At 56.1% G+C, this 21,298-nt stretch carries 20 protein-coding genes; 8 read left to right on the plus strand and 12 right to left on the minus strand.

The genetic code is table 11. The features are described from left to right. Positions 1-44: 44 nt before the first annotated feature. Positions 45-812, minus strand: coding sequence for a hypothetical protein (locus AC2FJC_RS09195; protein ID WP_496739261.1), 768 nt, complete (start codon positions 810-812; stop codon positions 45-47). Between the two features lie 139 nt (positions 813-951). On the opposite strand from AC2FJC_RS09195, the gene AC2FJC_RS09200 reads away from it, so the two are divergent. From AC2FJC_RS09200 to msrA, 3 genes are all read left to right on the plus strand, one after another. Then, entirely contained in the window at positions 952-2,178 is a 1,227-nt protein-coding gene (locus AC2FJC_RS09200; RefSeq protein ID WP_496739262.1) for an argininosuccinate synthase, read from the plus strand. A 148-nt stretch (positions 2,179-2,326) separates the two neighbouring features. Then, positions 2,327-2,608 carry an SCP2 sterol-binding domain-containing protein gene (locus tag AC2FJC_RS09205; RefSeq protein ID WP_496739263.1) on the plus strand — a complete coding sequence of 94 codons (282 nt, stop codon included), beginning with the start codon at positions 2,327-2,329 and terminating at the stop codon, positions 2,606-2,608. A gap of 98 nt (positions 2,609-2,706) precedes the next feature. Continuing rightward, on the plus strand, positions 2,707-3,378 hold the full coding sequence (gene msrA, locus AC2FJC_RS09210) for a peptide-methionine (S)-S-oxide reductase MsrA (protein WP_496739264.1): 672 nt from the start codon (positions 2,707-2,709) through the stop codon (positions 3,376-3,378). On the opposite strand, the gene AC2FJC_RS09215 is transcribed toward msrA, so the two are convergent. Beyond that, positions 3,375-4,247, minus strand: coding sequence for a ribokinase (locus AC2FJC_RS09215; RefSeq protein ID WP_496739265.1), 873 nt, complete (start codon positions 4,245-4,247; stop codon positions 3,375-3,377). The genes msrA and AC2FJC_RS09215 overlap by 4 nt on opposite strands. Positions 4,248-4,250: 3 nt before the next feature. Continuing rightward, a complete protein-coding gene (locus tag AC2FJC_RS09220; protein WP_496739266.1) occupies positions 4,251-6,506 on the minus strand; it encodes an NADP-dependent malic enzyme in 2,256 nt (751 codons plus the stop codon). 161 nt (positions 6,507-6,667) lie between these two features. Between AC2FJC_RS09220 and mutS the strand changes: the two genes are divergently transcribed. Continuing rightward, complete coding sequence (mutS, locus tag AC2FJC_RS09225) at positions 6,668-9,283, plus strand: DNA mismatch repair protein MutS (RefSeq protein ID WP_496739312.1); 2,616 nt, start codon at positions 6,668-6,670, stop codon at positions 9,281-9,283. 58 nt (positions 9,284-9,341) lie between these two features. On the opposite strand, the gene AC2FJC_RS09230 is transcribed toward mutS, so the two are convergent. After that, on the minus strand, positions 9,342-9,905 hold the full coding sequence (locus AC2FJC_RS09230; RefSeq protein ID WP_496739267.1) for a nucleotide exchange factor GrpE: 564 nt from the start codon (positions 9,903-9,905) through the stop codon (positions 9,342-9,344). Between the two features lie 10 nt (positions 9,906-9,915). Beyond that, on the minus strand, positions 9,916-10,980 hold the full coding sequence (gene hrcA, locus AC2FJC_RS09235; protein ID WP_496726276.1) for a heat-inducible transcriptional repressor HrcA: 1,065 nt from the start codon (positions 10,978-10,980) through the stop codon (positions 9,916-9,918). Between the two features lie 112 nt (positions 10,981-11,092). On the opposite strand from hrcA, the gene rph reads away from it, so the two are divergent. The 4 genes from rph to AC2FJC_RS09255 are packed head-to-tail and all read left to right on the plus strand — an operon-like array spanning position 11,093 to position 13,918. Then, the gene (gene rph / locus AC2FJC_RS09240; protein ID WP_496739268.1) at positions 11,093-11,806 is read left to right on the plus strand and encodes a ribonuclease PH; all 714 of its coding nucleotides are present in this window, start codon (positions 11,093-11,095) and stop codon (positions 11,804-11,806) included. Further along, positions 11,803-12,417: an RdgB/HAM1 family non-canonical purine NTP pyrophosphatase gene (gene rdgB / locus AC2FJC_RS09245; protein ID WP_496739269.1), complete on the plus strand. Its 615-nt coding sequence runs from the start codon at positions 11,803-11,805 to the stop codon at positions 12,415-12,417. Before rph ends, rdgB begins: the two co-directional genes overlap by 4 nt. Further along, positions 12,410-13,561, plus strand: a complete 1,152-nt coding sequence (hemW, locus tag AC2FJC_RS09250) for a radical SAM family heme chaperone HemW (protein WP_496739270.1) — start codon at positions 12,410-12,412, stop codon at positions 13,559-13,561. Before rdgB ends, hemW begins: the two co-directional genes overlap by 8 nt. Before the next feature lie 3 nt (positions 13,562-13,564). Next, positions 13,565-13,918 carry a YbaN family protein gene (locus AC2FJC_RS09255; protein WP_058279262.1) on the plus strand — a complete coding sequence of 118 codons (354 nt, stop codon included), beginning with the start codon at positions 13,565-13,567 and terminating at the stop codon, positions 13,916-13,918. Here AC2FJC_RS09255 and AC2FJC_RS09260 read toward each other — a convergent pair. From AC2FJC_RS09260 to AC2FJC_RS09290, 7 genes are all read right to left on the minus strand, one after another. Next, the gene (locus AC2FJC_RS09260) at positions 13,908-14,804 is read right to left on the minus strand and encodes a ParB/RepB/Spo0J family partition protein (RefSeq protein WP_496739271.1); all 897 of its coding nucleotides are present in this window, start codon (positions 14,802-14,804) and stop codon (positions 13,908-13,910) included. The two genes, AC2FJC_RS09255 and AC2FJC_RS09260, sit on opposite strands and share 11 nt — an antisense overlap. 20 nt (positions 14,805-14,824) lie before the next feature. Further along, on the minus strand, positions 14,825-15,628 hold the full coding sequence (locus AC2FJC_RS09265; RefSeq protein ID WP_496739272.1) for a ParA family protein: 804 nt from the start codon (positions 15,626-15,628) through the stop codon (positions 14,825-14,827). Beyond that, complete coding sequence (gene rsmG, locus AC2FJC_RS09270; protein ID WP_496726280.1) at positions 15,621-16,235, minus strand: 16S rRNA (guanine(527)-N(7))-methyltransferase RsmG; 615 nt, start codon at positions 16,233-16,235, stop codon at positions 15,621-15,623. Before rsmG ends, AC2FJC_RS09265 begins: the two co-directional genes overlap by 8 nt. Then, complete coding sequence (gene mnmG / locus AC2FJC_RS09275; protein WP_496739273.1) at positions 16,232-18,100, minus strand: tRNA uridine-5-carboxymethylaminomethyl(34) synthesis enzyme MnmG; 1,869 nt, start codon at positions 18,098-18,100, stop codon at positions 16,232-16,234. Before mnmG ends, rsmG begins: the two co-directional genes overlap by 4 nt. A 12-nt stretch (positions 18,101-18,112) precedes the next feature. Beyond that, positions 18,113-19,399, minus strand: a complete 1,287-nt coding sequence (gene mnmE, locus AC2FJC_RS09280; protein ID WP_496739274.1) for a tRNA uridine-5-carboxymethylaminomethyl(34) synthesis GTPase MnmE — start codon at positions 19,397-19,399, stop codon at positions 18,113-18,115. A gap of 30 nt (positions 19,400-19,429) precedes the next feature. Beyond that, positions 19,430-20,701 (minus strand): transcription termination factor Rho, encoded by a 1,272-nt coding sequence (gene rho / locus AC2FJC_RS09285; protein ID WP_496726283.1) that lies wholly within the window; start codon positions 20,699-20,701, stop codon positions 19,430-19,432. Between the two features lie 122 nt (positions 20,702-20,823). Next, positions 20,824-21,273, minus strand: a complete 450-nt coding sequence (locus AC2FJC_RS09290; RefSeq protein ID WP_282170586.1) for a CopD family protein — start codon at positions 21,271-21,273, stop codon at positions 20,824-20,826. Positions 21,274-21,298: the final 25 nt, after the last annotated feature.

Raw genomic sequence — 21,298 nt, forward strand, 5'->3', positions numbered from 1 at the left:
GGCCTATCCCGACCAAAAGGGCAAGGAATACATAAGTGTACGGCTCACGAGAGCTGGCGTCTTTCGATAAAGACGCCGTAGATCGTGGTCAGGATGCTGACATTGATCAATGGGACAACCAGCATGCTGGCAAACAACACGATCAGGACGCCGACTACCGGGACAAAGAGCAACAGCGACGCCAGCAGTTGAAGCAACAACTGGAGGAGAATGGATAAAATGACCAGAAGCACAATTGCACCGTTGGCACCCGAAGTTGCCTGCCAGGCCTCCGACAGCTTTATCGGTTTTCCGATGGCTGCCCCGGGTAAAATAGGCGAGGCCCGATAAAACCCGATGGTGAGAAAGACTATCAAAGCCAGCCAAACCAAAATTCCCAACGCTGCTGAAGCTTGCGCCATCATACCCATGATCAGCACCGCCGGTATCATGATTACAAAAGCTATGAGGCAAAGCATGAGTAGACGCCCGAAATAGGCGAGAACTCGGTCGAACCGGAAAGGTGGAACCAACCCGGTCGGGTATTCTTCAAGCAGAACAAACCGGTGCCACGACACGACAATCCAGAGCATAACCCCAAAGATAACCACCACTAAACACAACAGAAACCCCGCGAAGGAAGCCGCTGTTACGCCTTCAGGGAAGCCGTTCGTTTCACTGTCGAATTCTTCAAAAGGGATGCCGAACAGAAAAAACAATCCGATGACCAGAAGCCCACCGATGAGCGCAGGCACAACTGAAATCTGCAGCGCTTGTTTAAGGTTCCTTAGAACCATTTTCACCGAATGCACCAAAATCTCTAGTCCCAGCACGAAAACCGCCCTCTCAACCAATCCTTGTTCTCTATCCGACCGTTTCACCCCAATTCCGGGCCTGCGTCAATCCACACAGCTTGCCCCCGCGTCCAAAACCCGCTAGGGGCCAGTCGTTCTACGCATAAAGGGAAGTCAGATGTCCGCGCCCAAGAAAGTTGTTCTGGCCTATTCCGGTGGCCTTGATACCTCGATCATTCTGAAATGGCTGCAGACCGAGTATGGCTGTGAGGTTGTGACCTTCACCGCCGATCTGGGTCAAGGTGAGGAACTGGAACCCGCCCGCCAAAAGGCTGAGCTGCTGGGGATCAAGCCCGAAAACATCTATATCGAAGACATTCGCGAAGAGTTTGTCCGCGACTTTGTCTTCCCGATGTTCCGCGCCAATGCGCAATACGAAGGTCTTTACCTGCTGGGCACCTCAATCGCGCGTCCGCTAATCTCGAAACGTCTGGTTGAGATTGCCGAGGCAACCGGTGCCGATGCCGTCGCCCACGGCGCGACAGGCAAGGGCAACGATCAGGTGCGCTTTGAACTGGCGGCCTATGCGCTGAACCCCGACATCAAGGTGATCGCGCCTTGGCGTGAGTGGGACCTGACCAGCCGGACCAAGCTGTTGGAATTCGCCGAAGCGAACCAGATCCCGATTGCCAAGGACAAACGTGGCGAGGCGCCCTTCTCGGTCGATGCCAACCTGCTGCACACTTCGTCCGAGGGTAAGGTTCTGGAAGACCCCGCCGATATGGCGCCCGATTACGTCTATCAGCGCACCGTCCACCCCGAGGATGCGCCAAACGAGCCGGAATTCATCGAGATCGGCTTTGAAAAAGGCGACGCGGTCAGCATAAATGGCGAGGCGATGAGCCCCGCGACCATCCTGACCAAGCTGAACGAATACGGCAGCAAGCACGGCATTGGGCGTCTTGACCTGGTCGAAGGCCGGTTTGTGGGCATGAAGTCGCGTGGCATCTACGAAACGCCCGGCGGCACCGTCCTGCTGGAAGCACATCGTGGTATCGAATCCATCACCATGGACCGTGGCGCAATGCACCTGAAGGACCAGTTGATGCCGCAATATGCGGAGCTGATCTATAATGGCTTCTGGTACTCGCCTGAGCGTGAGATGTTGCAGGCTGCAATCGACAAGTCGCAGGAACACGTCACCGGAACCGTGCGCGTGAAACTGTACAAAGGTCTGGCCTCGACGGTTGGCCGCTGGTCGGATCATTCGCTCTATTCTGAAGAGCATGTAACCTTTGAAGACGATGCTGGCGCGTATGATCAGAAAGACGCGGCTGGCTTCATCCAGTTGAACGCGTTGCGTCTGAAACTGCTGGCCTCGCGCGAGAAGCGTCTGTCCAAGTAATTCTTGCCATCGCTGCAACGACGAACCCGGTGCCCGAAAGGATGCCGGGTTTTTCGTTGTCTTCGTTGGCCTGTTAGTTCCAGTAGCGTCACCCTTGCCTGCTTTGCCTGTTTGTCTTTACGCAAAGGTCAACAGGAAAGGGTACACCATGCTTCAGGACATCGCTGACGGAATTCAAAAAGGCCTGAATGGCAAGTCATTTGACGGCTCTCTTAAGTTCGATTGCGGTGATGACGGGGTGATCGTGCTGATCGACAATCAAGCGACGACGCAAGATCAGGATGCAGACTGTACAATACGAATTTCACAGGAAAACCTGGCCAAACTGCTGACCGGCAAGCTGAACCCAATGACCGGCGTAGCATTGGGCAAGCTCAAGATCTCGGGCAATATGGGTGTGGCGATGAAGCTGGGGCAACTGCTGGGGTAAGCGCCGATAAACTCGTCTCACCAGCGCGTTACAAACCATGTCAGCGGATTGCAACAGCAGAAAAGTCGGGGCAGCCTGATCTCAGAAGGAGATCTGCCATGACCCGGACCGCATACCTCGATTTCGTTAAACCGTCGCTTCTGTTTGTCCTGATCACACTGGCTGCGATGTTGCGCGCCCTGCCCGCACCAGCTGCCGGCACCGAAACCCTGACCGTCGCCGGAGGGTGTTTTTGGTGCGTTGAATCCGATTTTGAATCGGTTCCCGGCGTGATTGGCGCCGTATCCGGCTTTACCGGCGGTAAGACAGCCAATCCGACTTATGACCAAGTGACGAAAGGTGGCACCGGACATTACGAGGCTGTTCAGATCACCTTCGACCCTGCGCGGGTTTCCCGTGAAACGCTGCTGAGCATGTTTTTCCGTTCCGTTGACCCAACCGACGCGGGTGGCCAATTCTGTGATCGCGGCAACAGCTATCGCACTGCTGTTTTTGTCTCTAACACAGGTGAAAAGTCGTTGGCGCAGAAAGCCAAAGCCAATGCGCAGCAAGCGCTGGGTCAAACCGTAGTCACGCCCATCTTGAACGCGGGCGCCTTTTACCCAGCCGAAGCCTACCATCAGGATTACTACAAGGGCGACAAGCTGGTGTTCACCCGCTTTGGTCCGAAACGCCAGAAAAACGCATACAAAGCCTACCGCAAAGCCTGCGGTCGGGACGCCCGGGTCAAACAACTGTGGGGCGGCAACGCGCCCTTCGCCGGATCCTAACCGAACCGGGCCTCAAGCACCTCTTTGAGGTCGGGAATAACATCCGCCGTGCCGTGCCGCGTGACCATCAGGGCCGCGGCACGATTTGCTTGTGCAATCGCCTGCGGCATCGGTAACCCGCGGTCCATTCCGGCCAGAACGTAACCGGTGAAGGTATCCCCTGCGCCGGTCGTGTCCACGGCTTTCACCTTGTGTGCCGAAATCTCAAGCACGTCGCCATCTTTGGGTAGATAGCGCGCGCCCTTAGACCCCAACGTGACCAGAACATGCTTGACGGGCAATTCAGCTACGGATTGCCCCGTACTTTCACGCAGCTGTTCTGCTTCGACCTCATTCAGGATCAGGAAGTCCAGATAGGGCAGCACCGCCTGCACGGCATCAGCCTGAAACGGCGCGGCGGCATAGCAGACGGTCAGTCCCAGATCACGGCCCATGCGGGCGGCCTCGACCTGGGCGTTGGTCTCGTTCTGCGTGACCAGCAGATCGCCGGGAACAGCCTGCGATAAGGCCTGTCCCAGCTGATCCTGCGCGATGGCATGGTTCGCGCCGGGATACAGAATGATCTGGTTCTCACCCTGCTTGTCCACCGCAATTATCGCGTGACCTGTGGGCACGTCGACCTCGGCGATGAACCGGGTGTCGACGCCGTATTCAGTCATGCGGTCCCGCGCCCAGCGCCCGTCAGATCCCACGCCGCCGATATGCGCCACACGCGATCCGGCACGCGCCGCTGCAACGGACATGTTGGCCCCTTTGCCACCCAGAAACCGCTCCAGGTTCGAAGCGGCCAGGGTTTCACCGGCAGTGGGCAGATGCGGCAGGGCATAGACCATGTCCGCATTGATCGAGCCTAGGTTCCAGATCGTCACGGTTTATCCAATATCGCAAGAGGCCAGAATGGCCATGTTCAGAATGTCATTTGCTGTCGAGCCAGTCGAACAGATCTGAATCGGCTTATCGACACCGGTCAGGATCGGGCCAATGACGTTCGCGCCACCCATCTCTTGCATCAGCTTGGTCGAGATCGAGGCCGAATGCCGTGCGGGCACAATCAAGATGTTGGCCGGGCCCGTCAGACGCGAGAAGGGATAAGCCTCTTGCTGTTCCACGTTCAGGGCCACATCCACGGTCATCTCGCCATCATATTCGAAATCGACGCCGCGCTTATCCAGAATCTCGGGCGCAACGTGCATTTTCTCAGCCCGTTCAGATACCGGATAGCCGAAGGTGGAAAAGCTGACAAAGGCGACGCGTGGGTCCAGCCCCAAATGCCGCGCGACCGAGGCCGAGCGTTCGGCGATATTGGCCAGGTCATGCTCATTCGGCCATTCATGGACCAGCGTGTCACCAATCAGAACGATCTTACCCTTGTGCAACAGCGCCGTCACACCAACGGCCCCATGTTCGGCATCAGCGTCAAACACATGATTGATGCGTTCCAGCACATGTGCCGATTTCCGCGTTGCGCCGGTGACCATGCCATCGGCGTGGCCATGCGCCAACATCAGGCAAGAGAACACATGGCGATCCCGCGCGGCCAAACGATGGATATCCTTGCGATCAAAGCCACTGCGCTGCAGCCGTTTGTACAGGAAATCTTTATACGCTTCGAGATGCGTGGTTGTGGAGGCGTTAACCACCTCCAGCTCGCGCACTGCGTCCTCCAGACCGGCGGCTTCCAGCTTTTCTTTCACATCGTCTGGACGACCAACAACCAGAGCCTTGCCAAAGCCGGATCGCTGATACATCACCGCCGCGCGCAAGACGCGTGGATCGTCGCCTTCGGCAAAAATCATTCGGCTTTGCGCCTGACGTGCGCGGGCGTTTAGGCCGCGCAGGATGCTGGCGGTCGGGTCCATGCGGGATTTCAGGCTCAGCTCATACGCGTCCATATCAATGATCGGACGGCGGGCTGCTCCGGTGTCCATCCCGGCCCTTGCCACTGCAGGTGGGATACGGTGGATCAGGCGCGGGTCAAACGGCGTCGGGATAATGTAATCCCGGCCAAAAGTCAGCGATTTGCCATAGGCCATGGCGACCTCATCCGGCACATCCTCGCGCGCCAGGTTGGCCAGCGCATGGGCACAGGCGATCTTCATCTCGTCATTGATGGCGCGGGCGTGGATATCCAGCGCGCCGCGGAACAGGTAGGGGAAACCCAAAACGTTGTTCACCTGGTTCGGGTAATCACTGCGCCCGGTGGCGACGATGGCATCAACACGAACCTCATGCGCCTCTTCCGGCGTAATCTCAGGATCTGGGTTCGCCATCGCGAAAATCACCGGATTGTCCGCCATGCTGGCGACCATATCCTGCGTCACGGCACCCTTTACCGACACACCAAGGAATACGTCCGCGCCCTTCATGGCCTCTTCCAATGTGCGCAGCTCGGTGGTGATCGCGTGGGCCGATTTCCACTGGTTCATGCCCTCGGTCCGGCCTTGGTAGATAACGCCCTTGGTGTCGCAGACGATGCAGTTCTCGTGTTTTGCGCCCATCGACTTGAGCAGCTCAATACAGGCGATACCCGCAGCACCCGCGCCATTCAGGACGATTTTCACGTCTTCGATCTTTTTGCCCGAGATACGCAGCGCGTTCAGCAGACCCGCCGCACAGATCACAGCCGTCCCGTGTTGGTCATCATGGAAGACGGGGATATCCATCTCTTCCTTCAGGCGCTGTTCGATGATGAAACACTCGGGCGCCTTGATGTCTTCCAGGTTGATACCGCCAAAGGTCGGTCCCATCAGGCGCACGGCGCGGCAGAATTCGTCAGGATCTTCGGTATCAAGTTCAATATCGATCGAGTTCACATCAGCGAACCGTTTGAACAGGACTGATTTGCCCTCCATCACCGGCTTCGAACCCAGCGCACCCAGATTTCCAAGGCCCAGAACCGCCGTGCCGTTCGAGATCACCGCAACCAGATTGCCCTTGTTGGTGTAGTCGTAAGCAGTCTCTGGGTTTTCGGCAATAGCTTCGCACGGAACCGCCACACCAGGGCTGTAGGCCAGCGACAGATCGCGTTGCGTCGTCATGGGAACGGTGGCCTGAACCTCCCACTTGCCGGGTGTCGGGTCGAGGTGAAAGGCCAGCGCCTCTTCTTTGGTGATCTTCGCTTTGGGCATGTGATGGGTCGTTTCTTTACATCTGCGGGACTTTTGCCTCATAGCGCAGGCAGGCGCGCGCCTCAACGAGAATACTTTTCACCTTTCGCCGAGATGGGTGGATTTGTAAGGTCGCGACCGGAATACGCCAAAAGGGGTCAGCCTTGTCCACAGTCACGCCGATGATGGCGCAATATCTCGAAATCAAAGAGGCGCATGCCGATGCCTTGCTGTTTTACCGCATGGGCGACTTTTACGAGATGTTCTTTCAGGACGCCGTCAACGCCGCCGAAGCGCTGGACATCGCCTTAACCAAGCGCGGAAAGCATAACGACACCGACATTCCGATGTGCGGCGTGCCCGTCCATGCGGCCGAGGGGTATCTGCTGACGCTGATCCGGAAAGGGTTTCGCGTGGCTGTCTGCGAACAGATGGAAAGCCCGGCTGAAGCAAAGAAAAGAGGCTCTAAATCGGTCGTAAAGCGCGATGTTGTGCGCCTTGTTACGCCTGGCACGTTGACCGAAGATGCCCTGCTTGAGGCTCGCCGCCACAACTTCTTGGCCGCCTATGCCGAGGTTCGCGATGAGGCCGCGCTGGCTTGGGCCGATATCTCAACTGGCGCGTTTCACGTGATGCCTTTGACCTCAGTGCACCTCAGTCCCGAACTGGCCCGGTTGGCACCATCCGAGTTGATCGTGGCCGATGGTGTGCAGGACAAACTGAACGAACCCGTTATGGATCTCGGTATCTCGCTGACTCCGATCGGGCGTGCCAGCTTCGACAGCACTGCGGCGGAAAAGCGCATCTGCGGGCTGTTTCACGTGAGCGCACTGGACGCGTTCGGCAGTTTTGGCCGCGCCGAAATCTCGGCCATGGGTGCGCTGATCGACTATCTGGAAATCACGCAAAAAGGCAAACTGCCGCTTCTGCAAACCCCATTGAAAGAATCTGAGGACCGAGTCGTTCAGATCGACGCTGCCACACGGCGCAATCTGGAACTGACCCGATCCCTGTCCGGTGGCCGCGCTGGTTCGTTGCTATCTGTGATGGATCGCACTGTCACACCGGGTGGCGCAAGGCTTTTGGATCAACGGCTTTCCAGCCCATCCCGCAATCTGGACGTCATCCATGGGCGGCTGGATGCCGTAACTTTTGCGGCCGAAGACAGCATGATCACATCAGACCTGCGCGAGGCTTTGCGCAAAACCCCGGATCTAGACCGGGCGCTGTCCCGCCTGTCACTGGATCGGGGTGGCCCGCGGGATCTGACCGCCATTCGCAACGGTCTGACACAGGCCGCCGCAATCGCCGAACTCTGCGCGGGTCAAGACCTGCCGGTTCTTCTGGCCACCGCCCTGCAAAATCTGGTCGGATTTGACGACCTGCTGTACCTGCTTGACCAAGCGCTTGTGGCCGAACCCCCGTTGCTGGCCCGGGACGGCGGGTTCATCGCCCCGGGTTATGATGCCGAACTGGACGAAGCCCGCACCCTACGCGACGAAGGTCGTTCCGTCATTGCCGGGTTTCAGCAGAAATATGCAGAACACACCGGCATCACGTCACTGAAGATCAAGCATAACAATGTGCTGGGCTACTTCATCGAAACAACGGCCACCCATGCCGAGAAAATGCTGAATCCTCCATTTTCTGAGACCTATATCCACCGCCAAACAACCGCCAACCAAGTCCGGTTCACGACAGTGGAGCTGTCCGAGATCGAGACCCGCATTCTAAACGCCGGAAACTTGGCGCTTGAGATCGAAAAACGGCTCTATGCAACGCTTTCTGGCGAAATTTTGGATAAAGCCGCACGCCTCAACCAAGCCGCGCGCGGTTTGGCTGAACTGGATCTGACCACTGCTCTGGCCGATCTGGCGCGTGGTGAAAACTGGTGTCGCCCGCAGGTTGATGCCTCGCGCGCGTTCGATGTTCATGGCGGAAGACACCCGGTGGTCGAACAGGCATTGCGCCAGCAAAACGGCGACGCCTTCATCGCCAATGACTGCGATCTCAGTGCTGATAAAGGCGCGACGATCTGGCTGCTGACAGGTCCCAACATGGCCGGTAAATCGACCTTCCTACGCCAGAATGCCCTGATTGCCCTGCTTGCCCAGATGGGCAGTTACGTGCCTGCGGAACAGGCGCATGTCGGGCTTGTCAGTCAACTGTTCAGCCGCGTCGGAGCGTCGGATGATCTGGCCCGCGGGCGCTCGACCTTTATGGTCGAAATGGTCGAAACCGCCGCTATTCTCAATCAGGCTGATGACCGCGCTCTCGTTATTCTTGATGAAATAGGTCGCGGCACGGCCACCTATGATGGCCTGTCCATCGCCTGGGCCACGCTGGAACATCTGCACGCCTCCAACAAATGCCGCGCCCTGTTCGCAACCCACTACCATGAACTCACCGCACTTGCCGGCAAACTGGAAGGCGTGGAAAACGCCACCGTTGCTGTCAAAGAATGGGAAGGCGAAGTGATCTTCCTGCACGAAGTTCACAAAGGCGCGGCTGACAGGTCCTATGGTGTCCAGGTCGCCCAATTGGCAGGACTGCCCGCCTCGGTCGTTGAACGTGCTCGTATCGTGCTGGACCAACTTGAAAAAACCGAACGTGAGGGGGGGAAGCAAAAGACCTTGATCGACGATCTGCCTTTGTTTTCGGCCACCCCACCTCCGCCACCACTAGCGCCCAAAGCTTCTCCGGTAACCGACATGCTGAACGATATTCTGCCGGATGAGCTTACCCCGCGCGAAGCACTCGACCTGATCTACAAACTAAAAGAGGCGGCCAAAACCTGACCGCCCCTTCATCTTTTCAAAAATACTCTCGCCCAAGGCTTGGCTTCAACGAAGCCAATTAACTTGCCGGAGTAGACGACACCCCAACCTGCGCCGGCCGCAGCAGGCGATCATGCAACATGAAGCCTTCTGCGGACACCTGTATTATGTCACCTGCACGGGTACCCGGCACCGGGGCCTCGAACATCGCTTCATGCACGTTGGGATCAAACCGGTCGCCAACTTCGGGCGTGATCACTTCCATCCCATGCTTTTGGAACACGTCCTTCAGCGCACGCATGGTCAGTTCCACGCCTTCCAGAAGGGGTCCTGCCACTTCTTTCTGCTCATCGGTCGCGGCTTCAAGCGCACGTTTCATGTTGTCGTAAACCGGCAGCATGTCGCGGGCCAGCTTCGATCCGCCATATTGTTCCGCATCGCGGCGCGCCCGGTCACCTCGCTTGCGGGCGTTTTCCGCATCCGCCAGCGCGCGCATGAACTTGTCTTTGAAATCATCCCGCTCAGCACGCAGCGCATCAAGTTCCAGCGCTTCTTCACTGATCTCGGCAAATTCCTCGGCCAGTTCTTCCGCCTCAGCGGTTGCGATATCGTCCAGAAATTCTTCGTTCTTGGGCTCTGCCATCTCTTACCCTCTAGCTCCGGTCGGAAATCAGTTTGCCGACCAGTTGCGCCGTATAATCCACGATCGGTACAATCCGTCCATAGTTCAGACGAGTGGGTCCGATGACCCCAACCGCACCAATTATCTTTCGATCAGCGTTCATATATGGAGACACCACCAAAGAGGAACCCGAAAGTGAGAAAAGTTTGTTCTCAGAGCCGATAAAAATGCGCACACCCTCGCCTTCTTCGGTCAATTCGAGGAATTCAGCAATGTCTTGCTTTCGCTCCAGGTCGTCAAACAACGTTCGGATTCGGTCCAATTCCTCGGCTTCGCCTGGCTCCCCCAGCAGATTCGCCCGCCCGCGCACGATCAAACGGGCCGAGTCGGTCCCATCCCCATCCCAAGCGGCCATGCCGCTTTCGACCATCTCGCGCGCTAAAATATCAATTTCTTGCCTGCGCGCGGTAATCTGGGTCTGCATCTGACGCAGTACTTCGCTGAGCGTTCGTCCTTCGATCAGGGAATTCAGAAAGTTCGCCGCCTCTCGCATCGAACTGGGTGTCTGGCCCGGCGGAGGCGTAAATAGACGGTTTTCCACATGCCCATCCGCAAAGACCAGAACCACCAAAGCGCGGTCATGGGCCAGCGAGACGAACTCAATATGCTTGATCTCAGACTCTTGCTTTGGGGTCAGAACCAGCGATGCGCCATGTGTCACGTGTGACAAGGCCGAACCAACACGGTCCAGCATCCCGCCCACATCACCTGCGTTAGAGCCTAATGTTTCGTCCAGCTTCTGCCGATCGTCTACACCAAGATCACCCACTTCCAGCAACCCATCGACAAACATCCGCAACCCCTGCTGCGTTGGAATCCGCCCCGCACTGACATGCGGGCTGTCGAGCAGACCCAGAAACTCCAGATCCTGCATGACGTTTCGCACGGTCGCCGCGCTGACCTTTTCCGACAACGTGCGCGTCAGCGTGCGACTTCCGACCGGCTCACCACTGTCCAGATAGCTCTCGACGATCAGCCGGAACACTTCACGTGACCGGTCATTCATTTCGTCCAGAACTCTACTTGCTTTGCTCATCGGCAATCCTCTGCTGGATCGGCATTAAATCGCAGACATCTGAAAGGTCAATCGGGGTTGCATCCTAAGGCACGGGGACGTTATCCCCAACCCAGCAAACAAAGGATTTTCCATGCGACCCTCAGGACGTGATTTAAACGAAATGCGCGCCATTTCAATCGAGACGGGCTTTACCAAACATGCCGAAGGTTCCTGCCTGATCAAAATGGGCGACACCCATGTTCTGTGCACCGCCACGATCGAGGATCGCGTGCCACCGTTCATCAAAGGCTCGGGCCTGGGTTGGGTCACTGCCGAATACGGCATGCTGCCCCGTGCAACCAACACCCGCATGCGGCGCGAGGCGGCCTCGGGCAAGCAAGGTGGTCGCACCGTGGAAATCCAGCGGCTGATCGGTCGCGCCCTGCGCGCCGGTGTGGATCGGGTTGCACTGGGCGAACGTCAGATCACGGTGGATTGCGATGTAATTCAGGCCGATGGCGGCACCCGTTGCGCCTCGATCACCGGTGGTTGGGTCGCGCTGCGTCTGGCGGTGAACAAACTGATGAAGGCTGGCGACGTGCTTTCTGACCCGCTGGTCGATCCGGTAGCAGCGGTCTCTTGTGGCATCTATGCCGGTCAGCCGGTGCTGGATTTGGATTACCCCGAAGACAGCGAAGCTGGCGTCGACGGAAACTTTGTCATGACCGGATCAGGCAAGCTGATCGAAGTGCAGATGAGCGCCGAAGGCTCAGTCTTTAGCCGCGCCCAGATGGATCAACTGATGGATCTGGCCGAAAAAGGCGTCGGTGAACTGGCCGCAGCGCAAAAGGCAGCCACCGCATGACCCGCAAGTTCGACGGCGACAGGCTGCTGGTGGCCACGCACAACCAAGGCAAGCTTGAGGAGATGACCCATCTCCTTGAGGCCTTCGGCGTGAAGGTTGTTGGCGCGGCAGAGATGAACCTGCCGGAACCGGAAGAGACCGAAGATACGTTCGTCGGTAACGCCCGGATCAAGGCCCATGCGGCGGCACAAGCTACCGGCCTGCCTGCCCTGTCGGACGATTCCGGGATCACCATTGACGCGCTGGACGGCGCGCCCGGTGTATACACAGCCGACTGGACAGAAACCGGCAATGGCCGCGATTTCCTGATGGCGATGACCCGCGCACATGATGAGCTCGAGGCCGCGCAAGCGCCCCATCCACGCACTGCACAATTTCGCTGCACACTGGTTCTGGCCTGGCCCGATGGTCACGACGAAGTGTTTGAGGGCGTCATGCCCGGTCAGCTTGTCTGGCCCATCCGTGGGGAAAACGGCTTCGGTTATGACCCGATGTTCCAACCGGACGGGCACGATGTGACCTGTGCTGAAATGATTCCGGCGGAAAAACACAAAATCAGCCATCGCGGACGCGCCGTAAACGCCTTTGTTCAAGGCTGTTTCGGTGGATGACTGGCGGCATGGAGGTTTCGGCCTCTATGTGCACTGGCCTTTTTGCGAGGCTAAGTGCCCCTATTGCGATTTCAACAGCCATGTTTCGAAAAATATTAATCAAAAACAATGGCTTAGATCTTACTTAGCTGAACTGCACCGCTCGGCATCTAAAACCCCTGACCGGGTTTTGAACACAATCTTCTTTGGCGGCGGCACGCCGTCCCTTATGGCACCAGAAACGGTGGCAGCCATTATCGACGAGGCGCGCAAGCTTTGGCGCCCCGCAAATGACATGGAAGTCACGCTTGAGGCCAACCCCGGATCGGTCGAGGCCGGCCGGTTTGCCGCCTATCGCGATGCTGGCGTGAACCGGGTATCCATGGGCGTTCAGGCCCTCAATGACGAGGATCTGCGCCGATTGGGTCGTATCCATACCGTCGCCGAGGCCCGCGCCGCCTTTGACATCGCCCGCAACTGCTTTGATCGCGTCAGCTTTGACATGATTTACGCGCGTCAGCATCAAACCCCGGATTCCTGGCAAGCGGAACTGACCGAGGCGCTGTCGATGGCTATCGATCACCTCTCGCTCTATCAATTGACGATCGAGGAAGGCACCGCCTTTGGGGACCGGTATGCAGTTGGCAAGCTGCGTGGACTACCCGAGGACGACCACGCCGCCGATATGTATCTTGCCACGCAAGAGATATGCGAAGCCCACGGCCTGCCCGCCTATGAGGTTTCCAACCATGCACGACCAGGGGCGGAATCCCGGCACAACCTGATCTACTGGCGCTACGGAGATTACGTCGGTATTGGTCCCGGCGCGCATGGGCGCATTACGCTGAACGGCCAGAAGATAGCGACAGAAACCTATTTGTCTCCCAACGCCTGGCTTGCCGCAGTTGAACAAGGAAATGGCGAGAAAGAGAGATCATCGCTGGTCGCGCGAGATCAGGCCAGCGAATACCTTATGATGGGTATGAGAATTACCGAAGGACTAGATGTTGATCGTTTTAATGCGCTTTCCGACCTCACACTGCCGGAAAACAGGCTTAGTGACCTAGAAGAAATTGGCATGATACGCCGGTCAAACGGCCGATTGATCGCCACAAAAGATGGCCGCGCAGTCCTAAACGCGGTCATCCGAGAGTTATTGGGATAAACGATGCAGTACCTCTGGGCCGCAATGGGATTGATCTGCGTCGGGCTTGCTGTTGTCGGCATTGTATTGCCCCTACTTCCAACAGTCCCGTTTCTGTTGCTGGCCGCGTTCTTTTTTGCCCGATCTTCCTCGCGGTTACACACATGGCTGGTCAGCCATGGAACCTTCGGACCGATGATTCTGGATTGGCAACGCTCAGGCGCGATTCGTCCGGCCGCAAAAAAGGCGGCCACCCTCTCGGTTGCCGCCGTTTTTGGATTATCTGTCGTTCTTGCGCTTCCAAGCCATGTCCTGATAATTCAGGCTGTCGTCCTTAGCGGCGTGATGATCTTTATCTGGACCCGCCCTAACGGCTGAGTTTGGCGCACAGATCATCCAATTGATCGAGATTTTCATAAGTCAGCACGACCTGCCCCGTTTCCGATCCCGCTTTGTGGTTGATGGCTACTTTCATCGCCAGAATAGCCGAAAGATCTTTCTCCAACGCGCGCGTATCCGCATCCTTGCCAGCATTTAGGTTTCTGGACCGCGGCGCCGCCTGAGGAGCATCCCCCTGCTGTTGTTTTTTCACCAGCGCTTCAGTCGCACGCACGCTCAGCCCGTCCTTGACGACGATCTTTGCCAGCTCAGAGGGATCTTCAGCTGTGATCAGCGCCCGGGCATGACCGGCAGACAGTTTTCCTTCAACAACAAGCTTCTGAACGTCCATCGGCAATGACAGCAAACGTAAAAGGTTCGCAATATGGCTGCGGCTTTTACCCAGTGCTTCGGCCAGCTTTTCTTGTGTATGGCCAAAACGGTCCATCAACTGCTTGTAACCCGCGGCCTCTTCGACAGCATTCAGGTCTGCACGTTGAATATTCTCGATAATGGCGACTTCCAGAACTTCGGTGTCGTCAAAATCCCGCACAATAATCGGGATATCATGCAGCTGCGCCATCTGAGCCGCACGCCAGCGGCGTTCGCCTGCCACGATTTCATAGTCGCCGCCGCGAACCTCACGCACGATCAGCGGTTGAATAATGCCCTTTTCCTTGACCGAGGCCGCAAGTTCATCCAATCGCTCTGGCTGAAAGGTTCTGCGCGGCTGGTTTGGGTTTGCGCGCAGTTTTTCAATCGGGACTTTCATATCCGGACGGCGCGGCTCGGAAGGCATAAGCCCCTCGGTATCCTGCGTCACATCCGCCATCAAAGCGGACAATCCCCGGCCCAAACCTCTGGGTTTTGTTTTTTTGGCGGCCACGGTGCCCTCCTCACTGTCGCTTAGGCGGCGACTTTCTTATTCTTGTGCATGACTTCGCGGGCCAAATGCCGATAAGCCATCGCCCCCAGAGACCCCGAGTCATATTGCAACACAGGCAACGCGTAAGACGGAGCCTCGCTGACCCGCACATTTCTGGGTATCTTGGTTTTAAATACCATCTCACCCAGATTGTCACGCGCGTCTTTTTCGACCTGGCGGGACAAGTTGTTGCGGTTGTCATACATGGTCAACACAACACCTTCGATTCTAAGGTCCGGATTCGCGGTTTGGCGCACCTCTCGGATGGTCAGCATTAGTTGCGACAATCCTTCCAACGCAAAGAACTCACTCTGCAACGGCACCAGGACAGAATGTGCAGCGACCATAGCGTTGACAGTCAGAAGATTTAGCGAAGGCGGGCAGTCGATTAGCACAAAATCCAGGTCAAACTTGTCGATTGCGGTTTGACGCAGCGCGTCATGCAACAGATAGCTGCGTTTTTCATTGGATATCAATTCAATATCCGCCGAGCTTAGATCAACCGTCGCCGGGACGACAAGCAACCCCTCGATTTCGGTTTCCTGAACGACCGCCTCTAATGGCGCGTCATCCAGAATCAGGTCATACGTCGTCCAATCCCGATCTTCGACCCCCAATCCGGTGGATGCGTTCCCCTGAGGATCAAGATCAACAACCAGCACTTTGCATCCAGCCTCGGCCAGACCGGCCGCAAGGTTGATCGCTGTTGTGGTTTTCCCAACCCCGCCCTTCTGATTGGCTACCGCAATAATCCGGGGCCCTGAGGGACGAGACAAATCAACCACGTGATACTCCTTTGATTTTAAGGATAACGGCCTGAGGCTCAGTTAAACTTGTAATCGGGTCAACGTCGAAATTCCATTCTTCCTGCGCCTCTTCCAGCTCTTTTTTCCACCTTTCGCCTTTCGGCAACAGCGCCAGCCCCTTTTTGCTCAAATGTCTGTTGCAAAAGGACAATAGCGTAGGAAGATCGGCGAGGGCCCGCGCAGAAAGGATATCTGCGCTCAACGGTTCAACCACTTCGATTCGCTTGGAAATAACGGTGCATTTCGCGCCGCATTCACGTGCTACATTGCGCAGAAAGGCAGACTTTCGTTGGTCGCTTTCTATGAACATGAACTGGGCATCTGGTGCGTCTTCAATGGCCATTATGGCACATACCATCCCGGGGAACCCGCCTCCGCTCCCTAAATCTACCCAGTTTTCGAATGGCCCTGCGCATCTATAGACTTGTACGGAATCCTTTATGTGTCGAACCCAGATGTCATCCAAGCTTTTCCGTGAAACAAGGTTGATTTTCGGGTTCCACCGCTTCACAAGCTCCACATAGGCTGTAAGACGCTCGAATGTTTCACGTGAAACATCCAAATCATCAATAGTGGTCCCATTCATACCTTGCGGACCTTCTGATCGCGACGAAGCTTAGCCAACAACAGCGTCAGCGCCGCAGGAGTAACCCCTTCAACGCGCCCCGCCTGCGCAATGTTCTCTGGCTTTGCATTTGAAAGCTTTTGCTTCATTTCAGAAGATAGCCCTTCCATCGCAATATAGTCGAAACCCCGTGGAATCTCATATGATTCATCGCGTTTCATTGCCTCAACATCTTTTTGTTGCCGGGCAATGTAGTTTGCGTACAAAGCGTCCCGCTCTACTTGTAGACGGATTTCCACCTCAACACTCTCAATCTCGGGCATCAGGGGAACAAGATCACCAAAGTGAACATCCGGGAACGCCAGAATAGCCATTCCGTCCCTGCGGTTTCCATCTTGATTGACATTGATACCAGCTGCTCGAACTTCTTTTGGAGTAAAGGTTTTTTCTGTCAGCTGGGACTTTGCGGCGGACAGCCTCTCCATCTTGCTTGAAAACATGCTGCTCCGCTCGCCGCCAACACAGCCGATTTCCAGTCCAATTGGCGTAAGGCGCTGGTCTGCATTATCCGCACGTAGTGACAAACGGAATTCTGCGCGTGACGTGAACATCCGATAAGGTTCCACAACACCGCGTGTTGTCAGGTCGTCGATCATCACGCCGATATAACTGTCAGCACGTGTAAAATGCAGCGGTTCCTGGCCAAGCACCTTTAGCGCAGCATTCAACCCCGCAACCAAGCCTTGCGCAGCTGCCTCCTCATATCCTGTGGTTCCGTTTATTTGCCCTGCTAGATATAGTCCTTTGACATCTGGTAGCGCGAGAGTCGATGTCAAAACACGCGGATCCACATAGTCATACTCGATCGCATAACCAGGTTGCAGGATCTCTGCTGCTTCAAGACCTTTGATTGACCGCACATACTCAAGCTGTACATCCTGCGGTAGAGAGGTCGAAATCCCGTTTGGATAGATCGTGTGATCATCGACACCTTCGGGTTCCAGGAAAATCTGATGTGATTCCTTATCGGCAAAGCGTACGATCTTATCCTCGATGGACGGGCAATACCTGGGGCCCACCCCATCAATATGTCCGCCATACATCGCTGATCTAGACAAGTTTTTTTCAATGATTTCGTGCGTCCGTGCGTTTGTATGCGTGATTCCGCAAGAAATCTGTGGGGCGATCACCTTTGTTGACAGAAATGAAAACAAGGTTGGGTCATCATCCCCGTCTTGTTGTTCCAGATCACTCCAATCAATCGTCCGGCCATCCAACCGCGGCGGTGTTCCTGTTTTCAAACGCCCCAGGGGTAGCTCGAAACTGTCGAGCCGTTCTGCCAATTTGACTGCCGGGCGATCACCCATACGACCACCAGGGCGTGATACATCCCCAATATGAATGATACCGCGCAAGAACGTACCGGACGTCAGGATAACCGTTTTACTCTTGATTTCAGAACCGTCAGCAAGTTTCACACCGTAAACTTGGTTCCCTTCCATCAGAAAATCGACAACTTCTCCGGTAACGACGAACAGATTTGGCTGCTTTTCTGTCTCTTTCTGCATGGCCGCGCGGTAAAGCGCACGATCTGCCTGAGTTCTGGGGCCTTGAACAGCTGGTCCTTTGCGTCGATTAAGCAAGCGGAATTGAATGCCGGCCTGATCGGCAACACGTCCCATGACCCCATCCAGGGCATCAATTTCACGGACCAAGTGGCCTTTACCCAACCCACCAATTGCCGGGTTGCAGGACATGACACCTATGTCTGATGCGGACAATGTAACCATTGCTGTCTTGACGCCCATACGCGCTGCCGCATGCGCGGCTTCGGTGCCTGCGTGCCCCGCGCCAATGACCACTACATCGAAATCTGAATGTTTCACGTGAAACACTCCTTACTTACCCAGGCAAAAACTCGAGAAGATCTCATCCAAAAGATCTTCAACGCCGATTCTGCCAACCAAGGTTTCAAGTGCACGGATTGCCGTGCGCAATTCTTCTGCTACGATATCATACAAGTCTGGACCTAATTCCAGAACCGCCATAGCAGAACTCAGGGATTCCCGCGATTTGATTAAAGCAACCCGGTGCCTTTCCCGCGTCGCAACACCACTGCTTGTAGTTCGGTTGCTAAGCACATCCGAAATCTGGGAAATGAGTTGATCAATACCCTGCCCGGTTTTTCCGGATATTCCGCCTTCGGACGGATCGCGAAGATCAGATTTCGGCAAAACCTGTATATCGCCTTTCACCAACTGAACACCCAGTTCCTTCGGGTCATCTGTCAGGAACACACGCAGATCCGCTGAATCGGCGCGCTTTCTTGCCAGTTCGATTCCCAAGCTTTCGACGTGATCCTCAGTTTCCCGCAATCCTGCGGTGTCCAGCAACGTGACCGGAAGTCCTGCAAGATCCATTCGAACCTCGATCACATCGCGAGTAGTTCCGGCATATTCCGAAGTAATCGCCGCCTCACGCCCTGCCAGTGCGTTTAACAAGGTTGATTTTCCGGCATTCGGAAGACCAACAATCGCGACTTCAAACCCCGTTCGAATGCGCTCTGCAATCTTTACGCCATCCGCTTCACGTTGCAGATCAGCGATTACGCCCGTCACAAGGGATTTAACCTCGGGCGTGACATCTGTTGGGACGTCCTCATCCGCGAAATCAATGACAGCTTCCAGTAAGGATGCAGCACGGATCAGATCGCGTCGCCACCGTTCCGCCAGAGCACCCAAATCACCAGCCAGAATAGTTTGTGCTTGTTTGCGCTGCGCCTCGGTTTCCGCATCAATCAGATCAGCAAGACCTTCGACCTGTGTCAGGTCCATCTTGCCGTTTTCCAGCGCGCGTCGGGTGAACTCACCAGGCTCCGCCAGTTGCAGCCCGTCCATATCAGACAAGCATCGCATCACTGCGTTCACCGAAGCGGTGCTACCATGGATCTGCAGTTCGGCCACGTCTTCGCCGGTAAAACTGGCCGGGGCTTGAAAGGTCAGAACCAGCCCGTCATCCAAACGCGCGCCATCGGTGGCGTACAGCGAACGGACCCGCATGCCACGAGCCGGGAGCGGACTTCCGGTTAAGTTGGCAGCTGCGGAATGCGCGTGTGGTCCCGAGAGGCGGATGACCGCCACCCCGGCTTTGCCTTGCGCGCTGGCCAAGGCGAATATCGTGTCCATTCGAAGGCCTCGCGTCGTTTAAGACCGGTGTCAGGTGTTCATCGAATCGAAGAACTCACCGTTCGTCTTGGTCTGTTTCAACTTGGACAACAGGAACTCGACCGCGTCGGTCGTGCCCATCGGGTTGAGGATACGGCGCAAGACAAAAGTCTTGGCCAGATCGCCCTTGTCGACCAGCAGATCCTCTTTCCGGGTGCCGGATTTGAGAATGTCGATGGCCGGGAAGACGCGCTTATCTGCGATCTTGCGATCCAGAACGATTTCCGAGTTACCGGTGCCTTTGAATTCTTCGAAGATAACTTCGTCCATCCGACTGCCGGTGTCGATCAGCGCGGTGGCGATGATGGTCAGCGAGCCACCTTCTTCGATATTCCGCGCGGCACCAAAGAACCGTTTGGGCCGTTGCAGAGCATTCGCGTCTACACCACCGGTCAGAACTTTGCCCGATGATGGCACCACAGTGTTGAAGGCCCTACCAAGTCTTGTGATCGAATCGAGAAGAATAACAACATCTCGTTTATGCTCAACCAAACGCTTGGCCTTTTCGATGACCATCTCAGATACCGCCACGTGGCGAGTTGCGGGTTCGTCGAAGGTTGAAGATACAACTTCACCCTTCACCGAACGCTGCATGTCGGTCACCTCTTCGGGGCGTTCGTCGATCAGCAGAACGATCAAATAGCACTCTGGGTGGTTCTGTTCGATCGAATGCGCGATGTTCTGCAGGATCACCGTTTTACCGGTCCGCGGCGGCGCCACAATCAGCGATCGCTGGCCTTTACCGATCGGGGCCACCAGATCGATCACACGCGCCGACTTGTCCTTGATGGTGGGATCCTCGATCTCCATCTTCAGGCGTTCATCGGGATAGAGCGGCGTCAGGTTGTCAAACGCGATCTTGTGTCTGGCTTTTTCTGGTTCTTCAAAGTTGATCTTGGTGACCTTGATCAGCGCAAAATAACGTTCATTGTCATCAGGCGCTTTGATATCCCCTTCGACCGTATCACCGGTGCGCAAGGCATGCTGGCGGATCATGTCGGGCGAGACATAGATATCATCCGGACCTGGCAAATAGTTTGCCTCGGGCGAGCGCAGAAAGCCGAAGCCGTCTTGCAGCACTTCCAGCACGCCGTCGCCGCCAACGGTCCAGCCTTCATCCGCGCGTTCGCGCAGAATCTGGAACATCATCTCGCCTTTTCGCATGGTCGAGGCGTTTTCGATCTCCAGCTCTTCGGCCATCGCAAGAAGGTCTTTGGGGCTTTTGGCCTTCAGGTCGGCCAGATTCAGGGATTCAGTGGACATGATATATACCTTCGCCGCTGACATTGCGGCACGAAGTGGAATTTCAGTACGGAAGATACGCCGCCCGGACGGGCGTGTTGATCCCTACATAAGCGCGACTGCCCTCGGAGTCAAACAGGCCCTCAGAACTTCACAACGACCGCCAGAACGATGATAACCATCAGAACGGTGGGAACCTCGTTCATCATGCGAAACTGCCGTCCAGTAAGCTTGTTTCGGCCTTCCAGGAAATCCCTACGTCTCGCCATCAACCAATGATGGAACCAGGTCATGCCAATTACGGCAGCACCCTTGATCCAGGGCCAGGACCAATCCCACCCGACAATGCCGGGCGTGAACACCATGATCAAACCGCAGAGCCATGCTACATACATCGCGGGTCGCATGATCACACGCAGCAGCTTCTCTTCCATCTCAAAGAAGATGGTTTCTGCGCCTTCGACCTTTTGGGCTTTCTCAACGTGATAGACGTATAGTCTGGGCAAATAGAACAAACCTGCCATCCATGAGATCACAGCCATGATGTGCAATGACTTCACCCACGGGTAAATCGTGAAAAGAAGATCGGTCATTCTGGCTCCGAGCGTTGGTTGGAAC

This window comes from Ruegeria sp. CDSB117 (assembly GCF_059611005.1).